Annotated in this window: 16 protein-coding genes; 9 read left to right on the forward strand and 7 right to left on the reverse strand. The window is 61.5% G+C overall.

The genetic code is table 11. The features are described 5' to 3' along the window. Nucleotides 1–57: 57 nt before the first annotated feature. The 7 genes from ACV095_RS11870 to ACV095_RS11900 form a co-directional block, all read right to left on the reverse strand. Nucleotides 58–813, reverse strand: a complete 756-nt coding sequence (locus tag ACV095_RS11870; protein WP_478221941.1) for an SDR family NAD(P)-dependent oxidoreductase — start codon at nucleotides 811–813, stop codon at nucleotides 58–60. Nucleotides 814–838: 25 nt separating this feature from the next. Beyond that, complete coding sequence (locus ACV095_RS11875) at nucleotides 839–1,852, reverse strand: cyclase family protein (protein ID WP_478221942.1); 1,014 nt, start codon at nucleotides 1,850–1,852, stop codon at nucleotides 839–841. Nucleotides 1,853–1,859: 7 nt separating this feature from the next. Continuing rightward, nucleotides 1,860–2,318, reverse strand: coding sequence for a VOC family protein (locus ACV095_RS11880; protein ID WP_331322378.1), 459 nt, complete (start codon nucleotides 2,316–2,318; stop codon nucleotides 1,860–1,862). 54 nt (nucleotides 2,319–2,372) lie between these two features. Continuing rightward, on the reverse strand, nucleotides 2,373–3,542 hold the full coding sequence (locus ACV095_RS11885; RefSeq protein ID WP_478221943.1) for a mandelate racemase/muconate lactonizing enzyme family protein: 1,170 nt from the start codon (nucleotides 3,540–3,542) through the stop codon (nucleotides 2,373–2,375). Between the two features lie 25 nt (nucleotides 3,543–3,567). Beyond that, nucleotides 3,568–4,929 carry an MFS transporter gene (locus ACV095_RS11890; RefSeq protein WP_478221944.1) on the reverse strand — a complete coding sequence of 454 codons (1,362 nt, stop codon included), beginning with the start codon at nucleotides 4,927–4,929 and terminating at the stop codon, nucleotides 3,568–3,570. Between the two features lie 293 nt (nucleotides 4,930–5,222). Next, on the reverse strand, nucleotides 5,223–6,416 hold the full coding sequence (locus ACV095_RS11895; protein ID WP_478221945.1) for a zinc-dependent alcohol dehydrogenase: 1,194 nt from the start codon (nucleotides 6,414–6,416) through the stop codon (nucleotides 5,223–5,225). Between the two features lie 114 nt (nucleotides 6,417–6,530). Continuing rightward, nucleotides 6,531–7,625, reverse strand: a complete 1,095-nt coding sequence (locus tag ACV095_RS11900) for a LysR substrate-binding domain-containing protein (protein ID WP_478221946.1) — start codon at nucleotides 7,623–7,625, stop codon at nucleotides 6,531–6,533. Between ACV095_RS11900 and ACV095_RS11905 the strand changes: the two genes are divergently transcribed. From ACV095_RS11905 to ACV095_RS11945, 9 genes are all read left to right on the forward strand, one after another. Continuing rightward, nucleotides 7,624–8,334, forward strand: a complete 711-nt coding sequence (locus tag ACV095_RS11905) for an SDR family oxidoreductase (protein WP_331322373.1) — start codon at nucleotides 7,624–7,626, stop codon at nucleotides 8,332–8,334. The two genes, ACV095_RS11900 and ACV095_RS11905, sit on opposite strands and share 2 nt — an antisense overlap. Nucleotides 8,335–8,496: 162 nt before the next feature. Beyond that, the gene (locus tag ACV095_RS11910; protein WP_478221947.1) at nucleotides 8,497–9,711 is read left to right on the forward strand and encodes a thiolase family protein; all 1,215 of its coding nucleotides are present in this window, start codon (nucleotides 8,497–8,499) and stop codon (nucleotides 9,709–9,711) included. Further along, on the forward strand, nucleotides 9,711–10,400 hold the full coding sequence (locus ACV095_RS11915; RefSeq protein ID WP_478221948.1) for a 3-oxoacid CoA-transferase subunit A: 690 nt from the start codon (nucleotides 9,711–9,713) through the stop codon (nucleotides 10,398–10,400). The genes ACV095_RS11910 and ACV095_RS11915 overlap by 1 nt, the downstream gene beginning before the upstream one ends. Nucleotide 10,401: 1 nt before the next feature. Further along, complete coding sequence (locus tag ACV095_RS11920) at nucleotides 10,402–11,079, forward strand: 3-oxoacid CoA-transferase subunit B (RefSeq protein ID WP_478221949.1); 678 nt, start codon at nucleotides 10,402–10,404, stop codon at nucleotides 11,077–11,079. A gap of 315 nt (nucleotides 11,080–11,394) precedes the next feature. Then, nucleotides 11,395–12,525, forward strand: a complete 1,131-nt coding sequence (locus tag ACV095_RS11925) for a tyrosine-type recombinase/integrase (protein ID WP_478221950.1) — start codon at nucleotides 11,395–11,397, stop codon at nucleotides 12,523–12,525. 146 nt (nucleotides 12,526–12,671) lie between these two features. Beyond that, on the forward strand, nucleotides 12,672–14,360 hold the full coding sequence (locus ACV095_RS11930; RefSeq protein WP_478221951.1) for a tyrosine-type recombinase/integrase: 1,689 nt from the start codon (nucleotides 12,672–12,674) through the stop codon (nucleotides 14,358–14,360). Then, nucleotides 14,357–14,950, forward strand: coding sequence for a hypothetical protein (locus ACV095_RS11935; protein ID WP_478221952.1), 594 nt, complete (start codon nucleotides 14,357–14,359; stop codon nucleotides 14,948–14,950). The genes ACV095_RS11930 and ACV095_RS11935 overlap by 4 nt, the downstream gene beginning before the upstream one ends. Continuing rightward, a complete protein-coding gene (locus tag ACV095_RS11940; protein ID WP_478221953.1) occupies nucleotides 14,937–15,170 on the forward strand; it encodes a hypothetical protein in 234 nt (77 codons plus the stop codon). Before ACV095_RS11935 ends, ACV095_RS11940 begins: the two co-directional genes overlap by 14 nt. Nucleotides 15,171–15,491: 321 nt before the next feature. Continuing rightward, on the forward strand, nucleotides 15,492–16,622 hold the full coding sequence (locus ACV095_RS11945; protein ID WP_478221950.1) for a tyrosine-type recombinase/integrase: 1,131 nt from the start codon (nucleotides 15,492–15,494) through the stop codon (nucleotides 16,620–16,622). Nucleotides 16,623–16,684 lie beyond the last annotated feature (62 nt).

The following is a 16,684-nucleotide window of genomic DNA, read 5'->3' on the forward strand; positions in this document are numbered from 1 at the left end:
ATTCGCGTGCAGCCCGGCCCCAAGAACATCCGGCGCGTTCAGCCCGGAGGTGGCGTTTCAGCCGAAGACCACGCCGCCGTTGACGTGGAGCACTTGTCCGGTGATTGTGCCGTTGCCCGGCGCCAGGAGGAACGCGATGGCTGACGCAATCTCCTCAGGCTTGGAAAGCCTTCCGAGGAGGGACATCCCGGCGATTCGCTCGCGATCCGCATCGTTTAAAACATCAGTCATCGGTGTTTCAGTCGCCCCGGGAGCAACCATGTTCACGCGCACCTGATGGGGCGCAAGCTCACGGGCGTATCCGCGTACCAAGCCGATGAGCGCGGCCTTCGAGGTGGCGTACGCACCGTTACCCATGAGCCCGCCTCCTGTGAAAGCTGCGGCGCTGCCAAGGACGACCACCGAACCGAGCCGGCCTGCGCGTAGAAGGTGGGGCCCTGCGGCCGAGATCGTGTTCTGGACTCCGATGACATTGATGTCGAGTACCCGCCGGAATTCGGCAGCATCAATGTCCAGCAGCGCCGACCGGCTGACTATCCCGGCAGCGGCCACAACCCCGGTCAGTCCGCCACCTGCCGCGAATTCGTCTGCTGCGCGGCGCATGGCCCCAGCGTCGGTGACATCAGCGGCCACGGCGACATGACCTTCTCCGTCCAACGCCGCCACTGCTTCTGCCGCGGCTGACGGGTTCACGTCGACAATAGCTACGCGTGCGCCCCGGGCCGCAGCCTGGCGGGCACAGGTGAGGCCGATCCCGGACGCACCGCCGGTTATGAGGACAGCTTCAGCTGTTCCGGATTCGTGGTCATTCACGTCAATTACTCCTGAAGATTCATGTTTAGAGGATCGCCATTGCGTTGGCCGGGCTGCCAACTCCGCCCAGCAGGTTCAGCGGCTGGGCCGTGAGGAAGACGTCGTACCGGCGTCGGGCGGCGCAGGCAGCTGCCAGCTCATCGAGCGCCCAAAGCTCGCCAATGCTCAGCCCAAGCAACGGGATCAGGATACGGTGCAGCATCCCCGTGTGGCTGGAGGCAGGCATCGCACCTGATAGTTCAGCTTGGACGGTGAGTTTGGAATCCGTTGCCGGCCAGGCTTCCAGCGCGATGTTGTCGGACGCCGCCACGGCTATTTGATGGTCCCAGAGCCACGCGGCCGATTCTTCGGTTTGGCTTAGGCCCGGGGAGCGGAGGGCACCATCCGAGCGGTTTGCCGCGCGGATGTGTTGGAGCCATCCTGTGCGGATCATGATGATGTCGCCCGGCCGGATGGTGCTCCCCTGCCATTCAAGCGTTGCATCCAGATCAGCCACCGGAATTTGTTCGTTGGTGGCCTGGTCGATCGGGCGGCCGACCGCGTCCCGGTAGGCACCGACGTCGATGAGCAGGCCACGGCCGGCGATCCCCCGTTCGGCCACGGCCTGTATTCCGAGGCCGGGTTTTCCCGCCACCAGCCCGTTGGGATCCGCGTCATTGTAGAAGCCGTGGTCCGGATGCCCGAAGTGTCGCAACCCGTCAATTTGCGTCGACGCTTGAAGGAACAGATTGTCGATCCGGTCGTCGCGGTGGAAATCGTTGAGGCCGAACACAGTGTGTTGAACCGAACCGCGGTGGGCAATGATGGGCGGCTCGAATTCCGTCAACGGCAGGTTGAGCGGTACGACGTCGCCCGTCAAGATACTCTCACGGGCTTCAAGGACACGGGCCGGTGTGAGGTGGTTCAGGGTGCCCAGCTGGTCGGCCGGGCCCCACAGGCCCCAGGCCGTTCCCCGCAGCCGGTCGGGGCGATCAAACAGCTGGTCATACCGGGGAAAGTCCCCGGCCGGGGAACGGCGTGAAGCTTGATGGGTGGTCATCGGGTGATTAGGCTTCGCCGTCCGTCATGACCTGGTGGATCTCGATCATGTTGCCGGCGGGGTCAGTGAGGAAGATCTGGTGCCAGCCTTCGACGGACCAGATGCCCCAGTCATCGAACGGGATATTGTTCTCGGTGAGGCGTGCCTTGATGGCCTCGATGTCATCGGTCCGGAACGCAAAGTGTCCTCCGATGAGCGGGTTGACCGAGTGTCCCTCCTGGGCTGCGAGGTACGGCTGGCGCTGGGTGGCGTGGATCTGCAGTTCGTTGGGGTCACCGGCTTCGTAGAACTTGGCGGCGGTATCCCACTCGGCGTCGCCGTCGATGTCGTTGTCTGCATTCTTGGACGTGGCGATCATCTTGGGCGAGGGGAGCTGGTTCAGTCCCAGCGCCTTTCCGTAAAAGTCCGTCAGGATCGACATGTTGTCTGAAGTGACGTTCACGTGGTGGAGGCGGAGATATGCCATTGACTTTTCCTTTTGATGTGATGGGTTGGTTATTGCGGACAAGAATGACCGGAGTCAGAGGTCGACCCGATAGCGGGCAACTTTCTCCGGGTCGAGCTGGATGCCGAGGCCGGGGCCCTCAGGAACGCGCATGTATCCATTCTCAATAATGAGCGGCTGATCCAAGAGATCATCGGCCATGTCCAGGTAGTTGGACAGTTCAGCTGCCGAACGCGAGGTGATTTCCTGGGAGGCACCGAAGACAAGGGAACAAACGGTTCCGATTTGCGCATCGATCTGGTTGCCGATGACCGCTTCGAGGCCCAGTCCTTCGGCAAGGTGGGAAACGCGCAGCGAACCTGAGAATCCTGTTCGGGCGGTCTTGATGCTCACAGCGGTCGCTGCTCCTGCAAGGATTTCGCGGGTAACGTCAGCCGGTGTAGGTGCGCTTTCGTCCGCGACGAACGGTACAGGACATTGGGAAACAAGCCAGCGCCTGCTCAACACATCGTCGGCGGGGCAGAGCTCTTCCACGCGACTCAGTCCCACATCTTCCAGCTGTCGCAGTGCCCGCGCGGACTCTGCAGCCGTCCAACCCCGATTCCCATCGATGTACAGCTCGGCGTCAGGGCCTAAGGCTTCCCGGACTGCTTTGCACACGTCAACATCCAGGTGGACGGGGCGCCGTCCGACCTTGATCTTGAAACTTGAAATGCCCAACGTCTCCCTTAGCTCGACAGCCTCGGCGGCAACTGTTTCCGGGTCGTCGAACCCGAGCATGTGGCTAACCTGCAAGCCATCGGCGAAGCCTCCAAGAAGGCGATGAACCGACGTGCCGATGGTCTTGCCCCAGGCGTCCCACATTGCCATGTCAATAGCGGCTTTGGCAGTGGGATTTCCGACCGTTCGGGCAATACGCGACCGTACTGCCTCGCGGTCGAGGATGGAAAGCCCGATGATAGCGGGGGCGAAAATCTGCTCGATAACGGCGACGATTGACGCCTGTGTCTCGCCATAGGTGTATGGCCGCGGAGGAGCTTCGGCAAACCCGACCACTCCGTCGCTGGTGACCACTTCTACAAGCACATTGTCCGCCACGTTGATCGAACCGCTCGCAAAACGCAGGGGTTTACGGTAAGGAATGGCGTAAGGGACGGTACGCACTTCGACGATCCGTGGTGCAACTGCACGCTCACCCGCGGGTGTTGTTTGAGTGGCTGGTTGAAGTAACAAGATTTTGCTCATCCTTTGGTGTGGCTATTGGTGAAGGTCATCCCCGGGCGTGTGCCCCGGCAACATCTATTTCGAGACTGGTAGTCCCTCGGAGTCCCCCGGTCTTGCGGTCGGCCCACCCGATGAGGATGTACACGAAAACTGCCGCGAGGCCGAAGAAGCCCGACATCACCAGAAGGCCGGCGGAGCTTGAGCCGGTGAGATCGGTGAGCCATCCCTGAATGTAAGGGCCTACGAGGCCGCTGACGTTTCCGACAGAGTTGACGAGTGCGATGGACACTGCGGCAAGGGCCCCGGCATAGACCTGTGCAACGGTCGCTTGGAAGGTGGAAAGAGTGGCGAAGAAGCCGGCAGCCGCAATGCTGATACCGAGGAGTGACAGGAACGGGTTTCCGGAGACCACTCCAACGAGGAGTCCCAGTGCTGCGGCAACCATGGGCAAAGTAAGGTGCCAACGACGTTCGCCGGTCCGGGAGATGCTGCGGACGATGACAAACATGACGACGGCGGAGAACGCCCACGGGATCGCCGAGACGTAGCCGGACCCGACGACGTCGAGGTGGAACTGCTCTTTGACGATCGTCGGAAGGAAGTACGTAATCGACCAGAAGCCGATCAGGATAAAGAAGTAGGTGATAGCGAAAGCCCACAGCGACGGCCTACGGAGCGCGGCGGGAAGCTGCTTCAGTTCGTGCGCTCCGGAGCCCGAGCGCTGGGTGACATTCTCCGCCAGGTACGCCTTTTCCTCGTCATCGAGCCAGGCCGCCTTCGCCGGGGTCGAGGGCAGGGCAAAGAAGATGACGACCGCAAGGATGATTGCCGGAATGCCTTCAATCAGGAATACCCAACGCCATCCGGCAAGGCCGCCCACGCCGTTCATGAGCATGATCGACGAGGTCACGACGGAGCCCGCTGCCAAGGCGACCGGAACAGCGAGGTTCAGCCAGGACATTGCCTTGGGCAGCAGCCGGGCGGGGCACCAAAGCGCCAGGAAGAGCGCGGTCCCCGGCGAGTAGCCGGCTTCGGCAAGTCCGAGAAGGAACCGCATGACGTGAAGGCTGACTTCGTCCTGCATGAACGCCATACCCATCGTCACCAGGCCCCAGGTGATCATGATCCGGGCCAGCCAAATGCGCGCCCCTACCTTGGCAAGGAACATGTTCGAGGGGACCTCAAACAGCAAGTAACCGATGTAGAAGAACCCGGCGGCGAGGCCGAATGTCGCTGCCGTGAGGCCCAAATCTTTGGACAAGGGCCCTGCGATCACCCCAAGGTTGGCTCGATCGATGTAGGCAATGAACATGCCAAGCATGAGGATTGGAAGGACCTTCAGGGTCACTTTGCGGAAGACCCGAGCTTCAACGCTCAGATCTATCGGGGTGGTGTTTGTTTTCATCATGACCTCTCTTCGTTGAGGGGGCTCTGGGTTTGGTGCCGCCTTCAAAAAGGTTAGTGAGAGATTGTTCCGAAGAGAAATACCAATTCTCTTTCATTTGATAGGTAAACCAGAAAGATCCTCGGGTGCCCTTAGAACCTTGGGCTGACCATACGCAGCCGGCCCCAAGATCAGCTCGCGGTAGATGGCAGGCAGGGTCGAAGATCGCTCCACGAATGTGGGTACCTGGGATGGGCGCCGTCGTCGGTTCCGCAAAACCTGCGCGACGGATCGCGACGGCGCCCGTCAGTCCGTCGTTACTGGCGACGGTCGGGTAGGCCAGGAACCAGCAGTACCTTGCAGGCGTCTTGGGAAAGAAGTTCGATGGCTTCCTCGAAAGCCGACAGGGGAAGACGGTGGGTGATGAATTTGGAAAGGTCTAATTCGCCACTCGCCACGAGCGCAGCGATTCGATCCCAGGTCTGCCAAAGGGCCCGCCCGAAGCTGCCCGTGAGAGTCAGACCCTTCTTGATGAGGTACGCTGCGACATCGATTTCGATTGGCTTACCCGGGATTCCGACGGTCACAACCGTCGCCTCCCGGCGGACCGCTTCAAGCAGCGGCGGCAGTGCGGCCGCTACCCCTGAAGCTTCAAAAGCTACATCGAAGCCGAACTTCTCCCCCGAGAGCTCCCGGCAAACACCGATGACATCATCGTCGGGAGACAAGGCTATTGCTCCCAGTGCCTTTATAAGGCCCTGCCGGTAGGCGTTGGGTTCGACGACGACCACGCAACGGGCACCCATCGCCCGGGTAATCGCAGCAATGAACAGGCCGACTGGACCACCACCGCTTATCACAACGTCAGCCCCGGAAAGCTCAACCCTGGACCGTTGAATGGCGTGCATGGCGACCCCCGCCGGCTCGAGAAGGGCGCCCTGTTCCAACGGAAAGTCCGCCGGCAATTTAAAACATGCCGTGGCCGGCGCAACAAGCCGCTCGGCAAAACCACCATCGAGATGAAGCCCGAGTAGTTCCATGTTAAGGCAATTGTGGGCGTCACCGTTTCGACAGGGATAGCAATCCCAGCAGGCAACATGGGATTCCAGGGCAACCCGGTCCCCCACCTTGAGCGACTCGACAGCTGAACCAACTTCGATGACGGTGCCGGCGCACTCATGGCCCAGAACAACCGGCATTTTGAGATTGAACGCCTGCGCCATGGGTGAGTACTCGTAGAGGGCCCGGTCAGTTCCACAAACCGAGGCTGCGGCGACCTGAATCTTCACTTTGTCCGCGGAAACATGCGGCTCAGCATACGAAGCGTGGAACTTGACTCCCCGCTCAGGACCGGCCTTGACTATCGCACGCATGGTGCGGGGGGCATTAGCGGATTCTCGTTCAGAAGCACTAAGGGAAGTCATTGTGAACCTATCTGTTGCGCCCAAGAGAATCAGCATCTCGTCGATGCCCGTGCGACTGCCGCCCGCAACTCCGCTACGTTGGATCAAGGGCGGAGAGGCTGGACCGGCTTGCGTTGAATTGGCTTGGGCAGGATCGGAAGGCAACTGGTGCGCCTCCAAAGATAGTTTGAGAGTCAGCCCGGCAGAAATACCGATTCACGCTCATCTGATAGCGAAGCCGGAAAGGTCGGGGGTGGGCAATGCGACTTCCGAGACTTGGAGCACCGCAGCAAGTGCAGGAGATGTGTCATCCTTTCGCCACGTCAAAGTGGCAAACATGTGGCTGGGGTGAATGTCGTCCAATTCCCGGTAGACGATTCCGACGGATTGCGACGGAGTTACCGAACTGAGTGTGATGGTGATGCCCGCGCCGGCGGCAACGAGGGCAAGAGCAGTAGAGGAGTCAGGAGCCACTTGGACGATCTTCGGCCTGAATCCGGCAGTAATGCATAACGCATACATGGTGGCCTGGAGAATCGAACCTGTATCAGCGGGCAGGCTGACAAACTCTTCGTCGTGAAGAACCGCCAAGGAAAGACTGGGCTGGGCCGCGCGAGGGTGGCCTTCCGGCAGGGCGCACAAAATTCTTTCGACTTCGACAACGCGGGACTCCAGTTCCTTCTGGGGGGTGGGAAGTCGCGCGAAAGCGAGATCCAGTGATCCCTCAAGAAGCTTGTCCAATGCCGTGTAGACGTAGGTCTGGGACTCCAGCTGCAACTCGATCCCCGGGTGGGACTCGCGCACAGCTCGGGTCAGAATCGGTAGGGCGCGCTGACTCGAGGCGCCGGCGAAAGCGATTCTGACGCGCCCCTGTTCCCCCGCAGCAATTGACTCGGCCAGGTTCTGGACCGCAGACACTTGACTGAGTACCTTTCGCGCCGGGACCAGGAGCCTCGATCCTGCATCCGTCAGTGCAACCGTACGGGTGCTTCGTTCGAAGAGCTGAACGCCCAAACTTTGTTCAAGTTGCTTGATGCGTGCACTTAGCGGCGGTTGCGACATATGCAGCCTCGCGGCCGCCCGGCCGAAATGCAGTTCCTCGGCCACTACGGCAAAGGCCTCAAGATCCTTTACTTCCACTTCGTCATCCTCACGCAGCCGCTCCATTGTTCTGAATTTCAGATCAGTGTACTCGGTATTGGTATCGGATGGACACGTTATCTGTCCTTCTTTCCGGGCATACTGAAAAGAACGTGTTGCACCGCCGCAACCAAGTTCCGCGCATGCCGACGTGCGTGGAGGAAGGAAAATTGTCATGGTAGAACGTCTCCTCGTTACCGGGGGTGCGTCTGGAATCGGTCGTGCCATTGCCTCGCACGGGCTGGCGCAGGGGTGGGAGGTCGTGGTCATAGACAAGCAGCCCACGGACCTCGGCCGTTCAATCACTGCGGATCTCTCCGACGTTGACAGCACAGCGGAAGCCCTCGAGGCTGCCCTATCGGAAGGTCCAATCACTCGGCTGGTCAACAACGTCGGCGCAGTTTTCCCCGCCCCACTCCGTGAGCAATCCCTGACCCAGCTCGATCAATCACATGCGCTGAACCTTCGGTGCGCCATACAGTGCACCCAGGGCGTCCTCGACGGCATGACGGAAGCCGGGTTCGGTCGGATCGTCAATATGTCCTCGCGTGCGGCACTTGGAAAGGAACTGCGCACTGCTTATGCGGCCGCCAAGGCCGGCCTTATCGGGCTGACCCGCACCTGGGCCTTGGAACTAGGCCGAGAGGGAATCACCGTTAACGCAATTGGACCGGGTCCCATCGCCACAGAACTGTTCATGAAGGCGAACCCGGAAGACTCACCGCGGACAAAAGCCATCGTTTCATCTGTTCCCGTGGGAAGGCTCGGCCAGCCGGAGGACATAGCCAACGCTGCAGGCTTCTTCCTGGACGAGCGCTCCGGTTTCATCACCGGCCAGACCCTGTATGTATGCGGCGGGCTCACCGTCGGAACAAATCCTGTCTGACACCGACCTCGCCCAGCCAAGCCACATGCAGCGGGCAGTGCTGCTAACTGGCCGGTGCGTTGCCTGCGTGGCCACGGCCAATTTGTAGCAGGTGCCGCGGTGCCAACACTTGCCCAAGTGGGCAGCTCTGAATGACAGAAATAGATTGAGATGGATAGAACCATGAACCAGGCTTTTGTGTACGACGCCGTGCGCACCCCGTTCGGGAAGTTCGGCTCCGGCCTCGCTGCCGTCCGTCCGGATGACCTTGCCGCGCACGTGATCAAGGAATCCGTCAAGCGGGCGCCGTCCCTCGACGTCGAGCGGATCGACGAAGTGGTGTTCGGCAACGCCAACGGTGCCGGTGAGGAGAACCGCAACATCGCCCGGATGGGCACGCTGCTGGCCGGGCTCCCGGTTTCCATCCCGGGCACCACGGTGAACCGGCTCTGCGGTTCCTCCCTGGACGCCGCGATCATCGCCTCGCGCCAGATCAACGCCGGTGACGCCGACCTGATGCTGGTGGGCGGCGCCGAGTCCATGTCCCGGGCGCCGTGGGTGTTGCCGAAGACGGAGAAGCCGTATCCGGCCGGTGACATGACCCTGGCGTCCACCACGCTGGGCTGGCGTTTGGTGAACAAGGCGATGCCGAAGGAGTGGACCATCTCTCTGGGCGAGGCCACCGAGCGGCTCCGCGAGAAGTACGGTGTGACCCGCGAGGCGCAGGATGAGTTCGCCGCCGCCTCCCATAACCTGTCTGCCGCCGCGTGGGACGAGGGCTTCTACGACAACCTGGTTGCCCCGGTCCCGGGCACGGACCTGGTGCGCGACGAGGGCATCCGGGCGGGTTCTTCGGCGGAGAAGCTCGCCGGGCTCAAGACCGTGTTCCGGGCGGAGAACGGCACGGTCACCGCGGGGAACGCGTCCCCGTTGTCCGACGGCGCCTCCGCGGCCTGGATCGGGTCCGAGGCGGCTGCCGGGCTGCTGGGGCTGGACCCGCTGGCGCGTATCGCCGGGCGTGGCGCGCACGCCAACGATCCCCAGTACTTCGGCTACGCCCCGGTCGAGGCGGCGAACAAGGCCCTCGAAAAGGCGGGCATCGGCTGGGAGCAGGTGGGCGCCGTCGAACTTAACGAAGCGTTCGCCGCGCAGTCCCTGGCCTGCATCAACGCCTGGGGCGTCGACCACTCGATCGTGAACCGGCACGGCGGCGCCATCGCGATGGGCCACCCGCTGGGTGCTTCCGGGACCCGGATCCTGGGCACCCTGGCCCGGTCCCTGCAGGCCTCCGGCGAACGCTGGGGCGTCGCTGCCATCTGCATCGGCGTGGGCCAGGGCCTGGCCGTCGTGCTCGAAAACATGACCGCCGCCGGAACCAACACTGGAAAGGACCAGTAATGCTGAACTTCGTAGATTCGGTCCAGGACGCCGTCGCCGGCATCAAGGACGGCTCCACCGTGATGATCGGCGGGTTCGGCAACGCCGGCCAGCCGTTCGAACTGATCGACGCGCTGCTGGACTGCGGCGCCACGGACCTGACCGTGGTGAACAACAACGCCGGCCAGGGAGACCAGGGCCTGGCCCTGCTGATCAAGGAAGGCCGGGTGAAGAAAATGATCTGCTCCTTCCCCCGGCAGTCCGATTCCTGGCACTTCGACGCCAAGTACAAGGCCGGCGAAATCGAGCTCGAACTCGTCCCGCAGGGCAACCTGGCCGAACGCATCCGCGCCGCAGGGGCCGGGATCGGCGGGTTCTTCACCCCCACCGGATACGGCACCATGCTCGCCGAGGGCAAGGAAACCCGGATCATCGACGGCCGCGGCCACGTGTTCGAAACCCCCATCCACGCCGACGTCGCCCTCATCAAGGCCCTGAAGGCGGACGGCAAGGGCAACCTGGTGTACCGCAAGACCGCCCGGAACTTTGGCCCCATCATGGCAGCGGCCGCGAAGCACACCATCGTCCAGGTCTCCGGGATCGTGCCCACCGGCGGGCTGGACCCGGAGAACGTGGTCACCCCGGGCATCTACGTCAACAGCATCGTCAAGGTTGCCGGCAGCGGCAGCACAGCAGGAAAGGCGGCCTGACATGAGCGTGCAGTCCAACGAAAAGTACCTCCAGACCTCGGCGACGCCCCTGGGCCGGGATGACCTCGCCCGGCTCGTGGCCCGCGACATCGCCCCGGGCTCGTTCGTGAACCTCGGGATCGGCCAGCCCACCCTGGTGTCCAACTACCTCACCGAGGACCAGAACATCACCCTCCACACCGAGAACGGCATGCTGGGCATGGGCCCCGAAGCCAAGGGTGAGGACATTGACGAGGACCTGATCAATGCCGGCAAGATTCCCGTGACCGAACTCCCGGGCGCTTCCTACTTCCATCACGCCGACTCCTTCGCCATCATGCGCGGCGGGCACCTGGACATCTGCGTCCTGGGCGCCTTCCAGGTCTCGGCCACCGGTGACCTGGCCAACTGGCACACCGGCGCACCCGGGGCGATTCCCGCCGTCGGAGGTGCCATGGACCTGGCCACCGGCGCCAAGGACGTCTTCGTCATGATGACCCTCCTGACCCGCGACGGCGCCTCCAAGATCGTCGAGGCCTGCACCTACCCGGTCACCGGCGTCAACTGCGTCACCCGCGTCTACACGGACAAGGCCGTCTTCCTCACCGGTCCCAACGGTGTCACCGTCCGCGAGACTTTTGGCTGCACCCTCGAGGAACTCCAGGAACTCGTCCCCGTCCCACTCAAGGCCCCGTTCTAACGGCCCGGAGCTAGGGAGTCGCATCGGCAGATCTTTCGATTTCCAGTCAGAAGTACACCCCAACTGAGGTCAGGAAACGCTGCAAGTTCGTCAGAATAGGGTGCAAAAGCCATTTTCTGCACATGCCAAGGGCGAAGTCTCAGATTCTGCTCTGACGGCGGTCCCTGTCGCTGAGATTGTGTCCTGCCTGGCAATTGCGCAACAACTTGTTCTCGGTACCGCAGAATCACTGGCAAGTACTGGCTTTTTCCACCGATAAACGACATGCGGCAGCCGTTCCCGGAACTTGTGGCATTCGTCACCTAGCTTGGGTTTATGCCGTTCCGCCGTCAGGCCATCAGGACACCAGGCATGGGTTGCTATTACTGCGTCATCGATGACGACTATGAGCAGCACGAGCTGGCGAGCCTATGGCTGGAATCACGGTTTTTTTCAGGCGCACATTCCGAGTCCACAAGTGCCCAGTACGCGAGTTCGATTTCCCTATTTCTGAGCTGGGCTGAACGGACCCGGCGGACCGCCGTGGAAGCAGCCGCGGATATCCATATTTTCGTAGCGTTCCTTGCCACGACACCCGTCGAGCGATGCGGGCAGCAGCCTCGTGCTGCGTCAAGAATCAACCGCATCCTTGTTGCCGTGAGGGAGTTTTTTCGATGGGCGGTAGCCGAACAAAGACTTCCCACGGCTGTGCTGGGTCATCTGTTTGAAGCAGTCGACCCGGAAGCCCGGCGCTGGGTCAGCCCGAGAGTACGGCACCGGCGTCGCGAGCCGCGGCGGACGGAATCTCCTGATGCCGCAGCGGCCGGCGAAGTAATCTCGCTCATGCGGCAGATGTCGACGGCCAGGGACAGGTTCATGGTCCTTGCGCTTGCCGTTACGGGTTTGCGCATAGGTCAGTTCTTGGGATTGAGACGTCAAGACGTGCATTTGGTTCCGGACGCCTCATTCTTGGGCTTAGCCGACCCCGTCACCAACGTCCTTTGCCGGATTCCTGGAGAGCACCTTCACGTGGTGCGGCGGTCCAATCCGAACGGTGCTTGGTCCAAGAGCCGATTCGACTTCTCCGTGCCGGTCCCGGCCGGACTGCTTCCCCTCTATGACGACTTCGCGGCTGAGCGTGAGGCGTGCCGCGAAGCCGACCGTAACGACATGCTCGTGGTGGCCCTCGTCGGCGACACCCGTGGCAGGGCGATGACTGCCCGCAACGCAAACAAACTCTTTGAGCGAGCATCCGCGCGAGCCGGAATAAGGCACATTCATCCCCACATGCTCCGGCATTTCACGGCCTCGGCTCATCTTGCCCAGGGAACAAGCCGTGATGAACTGCAGGTCCTGCTCGGCTGGAGCACTATGCGGTCAGCGGAACCCTACATCCATGTGTCTAACGAGGCTAAACGCGCAGCCGTGGAACGTGTGGCCGCCAATCTGGCAGAGAGCCAACGATGACGCTTCACCTAGTCCGAGCGGACGGTCAAGAGATTGACGACGGTTTCGCCGCGTCGTTCCTTCGCCAGTGGGATCACGACAGGTGGGACCTGCGGCCCCTCGGTTACCAGGTCCCGACGTGGGCCAGATTCGCCGACCGCCGTGACATGAACGGATTGGGCGCCACGCACATCAGCCAACCATGGCTAGGAGCCATCGCCCGCGAATGGGTCTTCAGAGGTGCGCTCAGACAACTCAGCGGCAGCTATATGGACGATGTCGTCATGGGACTGGCCCTGCTGTCATCGTCCCTGCGGGGCCGGCCGGATCGGGGGGATGATTGCCTCCGGTTGAAACGCGCCGACATGAGCGGATTCATTATCGGCGTCGGACGGCTCCAGAAAGCGGGCAAGATCTCCGACAAAGGCGCAGCGCGAATTATCCGGTTGGTCTCCATGGTGCTCGATGAAGTCCACTCCGGATCCATTCGTCAGGTTCACGGGCTACCGGTGTCATTGCCGTCTGAGTTCGCCCTCAGAAGATCCGATACGCCGAGAGCGCGGCCGGACTCCCCAGACCGCGCGAGCCATGCTCTTCCACACACGGTCGTGCGTCAATTGCTTTCGGACACTTCGCTGAAACAGCTGATCTCCGTCGGCGGGCCTACCGCGGTCAACTACGTCAAGATCGGCCTTGGGACTGGTCGGCGTCCCGGCGAACTGCTGCGACTAAGGGCCTCCAACTGCTTGGACTACAACATGCACCGCGACAGCACAGGGGAACACAGCGAACATGCCGTACTCGTTCACAACATGCCCAAGGTCGGGATTATTGGGTATCGTCTGCCGATCGACGCTCTGACGGCATCGGCCATATCCGAGCAGCAAACTTGGGTGCTGCAGGCATTTCCGCACACCCAGCAGGAACAGCTCCCGCTCTTTCCTTCGATTCATAACAATCCCGACGGGCGGATTCCGATCAACTCGAACCAGCTCGGAGTATGCCTAAGGAAATGGCTTGACCGGTTGCCGGAGCTGGCGGCGCCGGGAATTGATCAGGACGGCCGGGCAAAGCCGGACCAGTCCGCGCAGCCAGGTCACTCGCGCGCTTTCCCAAAGAATCGCATCTATCTTTATGCGTTCCGCCATACCTGGGCCCAAAACCACGCCGACGCAGGAACGCCGCTCGAGGTGCTTCAAGACCTCATGGGCCATGCGAGTCCAAGAACGACGCAGATCTACTACCGGATCACCAGTGCACGGCGCCACGAAGCGGTCTCCCGCCTGGCCCGGATGCGTGTGGACAACCTCGGCGGGCTAGTCGAGGCCGGCACCGCGGCAGGAAGCCGCGAGGAATCCAACCGGGCCATCATCGGCGCCACTGCTGTTCCCTTTGGCCAGTGCGTCGAGCCCAGCAACGTCCAGTCCGGCGGACACAGCTGCCCTTACCGAATGCGATGTCTGGGCTGCTCCCACTTCAGAACGGACCCCTCATACCTCCCGGACCTCCGCGAATACCTCACGCAACTCCTCGTCAGCCGCGAACGGATCAACACCGAAACCGGGATTCTTGAGCCATGGGCAGTCGAAGCTGCGACGCCGCGGCCAGAGGAAATCGAGCGAGTCCGCCATCTCATCCGACGATGCGAAGAATCCCTGGCGACCTTGACCCCTGACGAACGGGAGGAAATCGATGGCTACATCTCCCAACTGCGACGGAGCCGTGGTTCCATGAGCAAGGCAGTGCCATTAATGCTCTCCAAGACCGTTCGCGTCAGCGACCCAGACTTTGCACCTACCGGGCCAGAAGCCAACGCCCTTAGGGCGGGCGGGGTTGCAGGAGTTACAGTCCGATGAACACGAGAACGGCGGCAATGCGCGCCACTCGCCGCGCGACAAGCTCCACCAAACACCAAAGCGTCCGGACAACCATTGAACGATCCCTGGCACGTGCTGAACAGACCTCGGCCGCGGGCATCGCACGGGCAGCTGGAGTCTCGGAAACATTTCTCTATCGCCACGAGAAGCAGGACTGCGACCTCTGCCAAACAGTATTTGGAGGCGGACCCCTGACGTTCTACCGGCGGGCCACAGCACGCACCACCACCGGGAATGAGCAGAGAAACGCTCATGAAGCCATCACGACAACGCTCTCCCTTAAAGCAGACCTCGCCAACAGCACGGCAGCCAACCGGCGACTCCGCGAACAGATCCGCAAACTCGAACGCAAACTATCCACCATCCTCGGTTACCAAGCCGAAGCGAACCTTGGAATCGGCACTCTGACCGGCAACACGATCGACGAATCGGGGATGACCGCGCTCCAGCAAAGGATACGAGAACTCGAAGACACGCTCACTGAACGCGACGAACAACTTGAGGCCGTCAGGCGAGTCAACAGCGACCTTTTCAAACAACTCAACGGAGCGCGCCATGACCAAACCTAAGAACCACTTCATCCTCTCCGACGAAGACCTCATCAGAATAAAAGATGCAGCCCAGGTCCTTGAGGCGCTGGATTCAACCCGCCCCGCGGAGATGACCGAACTCTTTTACGCGGCACACTACTGGGATCTCTTGGAATCCCTCCGCGACTTGCTGGAAATGCTCGACTTCGGAAATACGACTGAGCATCGAGACAACCCCGAGCAAGCCTCAACCGACTGAACCTACCGCCAATCCGTATAGGTTCATCGTTTGTTAGACCACTTGCGCACGTCCCGGGCGCACAATCCCAAGGCTCCGACAGAAACCGGTACCGAGAACAGCCTGTTGCGCAGTTGCCAGAAGCCGTATGGACAACTAAGAATCCTGGCTGCAAGTGGCTGCGCCTGTCCGACCCTTGCCTGTCCTCGAATCTGCGGTAATAGTGCCACAGCCTGTTCTCGGTACCGCAGAATCACTGGCAAGTACTGGCTTTTTCCACCGATAAACGACATGCGGCAGCCGTTCCCGGAACTTGTGGCATTCGTCACCTAGCTTGGGTTTATGCCGTTCCGCCGTCAGGCCATCAGGACACCAGGCATGGGTTGCTATTACTGCGTCATCGATGACGACTATGAGCAGCACGAGCTGGCGAGCCTATGGCTGGAATCACGGTTTTTTTCAGGCGCACATTCCGAGTCCACAAGTGCCCAGTACGCGAGTTCGATTTCCCTATTTCTGAGCTGGGCTGAACGGACCCGGCGGACCGCCGTGGAAGCAGCCGCGGATATCCATATTTTCGTAGCGTTCCTTGCCACGACACCCGTCGAGCGATGCGGGCAGCAGCCTCGTGCTGCGTCAAGAATCAACCGCATCCTTGTTGCCGTGAGGGAGTTTTTTCGATGGGCGGTAGCCGAACAAAGACTTCCCACGGCTGTGCTGGGTCATCTGTTTGAAGCAGTCGACCCGGAAGCCCGGCGCTGGGTCAGCCCGAGAGTACGGCACCGGCGTCGCGAGCCGCGGCGGACGGAATCTCCTGATGCCGCAGCGGCCGGCGAAGTAATCTCGCTCATGCGGCAGATGTCGACGGCCAGGGACAGGTTCATGGTCCTTGCGCTTGCCGTTACGGGTTTGCGCATAGGTCAGTTCTTGGGATTGAGACGTCAAGACGTGCATTTGGTTCCGGACGCCTCATTCTTGGGCTTAGCCGACCCCGTCACCAACGTCCTTTGCCGGATTCCTGGAGAGCACCTTCACGTGGTGCGGCGGTCCAATCCGAACGGTGCTTGGTCCAAGAGCCGATTCGACTTCTCCGTGCCGGTCCCGGCCGGACTGCTTCCCCTCTATGACGACTTCGCGGCTGAGCGTGAGGCGTGCCGCGAAGCCGACCGTAACGACATGCTCGTGGTGGCCCTCGTCGGCGACACCCGTGGCAGGGCGATGACTGCCCGCAACGCAAACAAACTCTTTGAGCGAGCATCCGCGCGAGCCGGAATAAGGCACATTCATCCCCACATGCTCCGGCATTTCACGGCCTCGGCTCATCTTGCCCAGGGAACAAGCCGTGATGAACTGCAGGTCCTGCTCGGCTGGAGCACTATGCGGTCAGCGGAACCCTACATCCATGTGTCTAACGAGGCTAAACGCGCAGCCGTGGAACGTGTGGCCGCCAATCTGGCAGAGAGCCAACGATGACGCTTCACCTAGTCCGAGCGGACGGTCAAGAGATTGACGACGGTTTCGCCGCGTCGTTCCTT

It is taken from the genome of Arthrobacter sp. JDC6, from assembly GCF_056484025.1.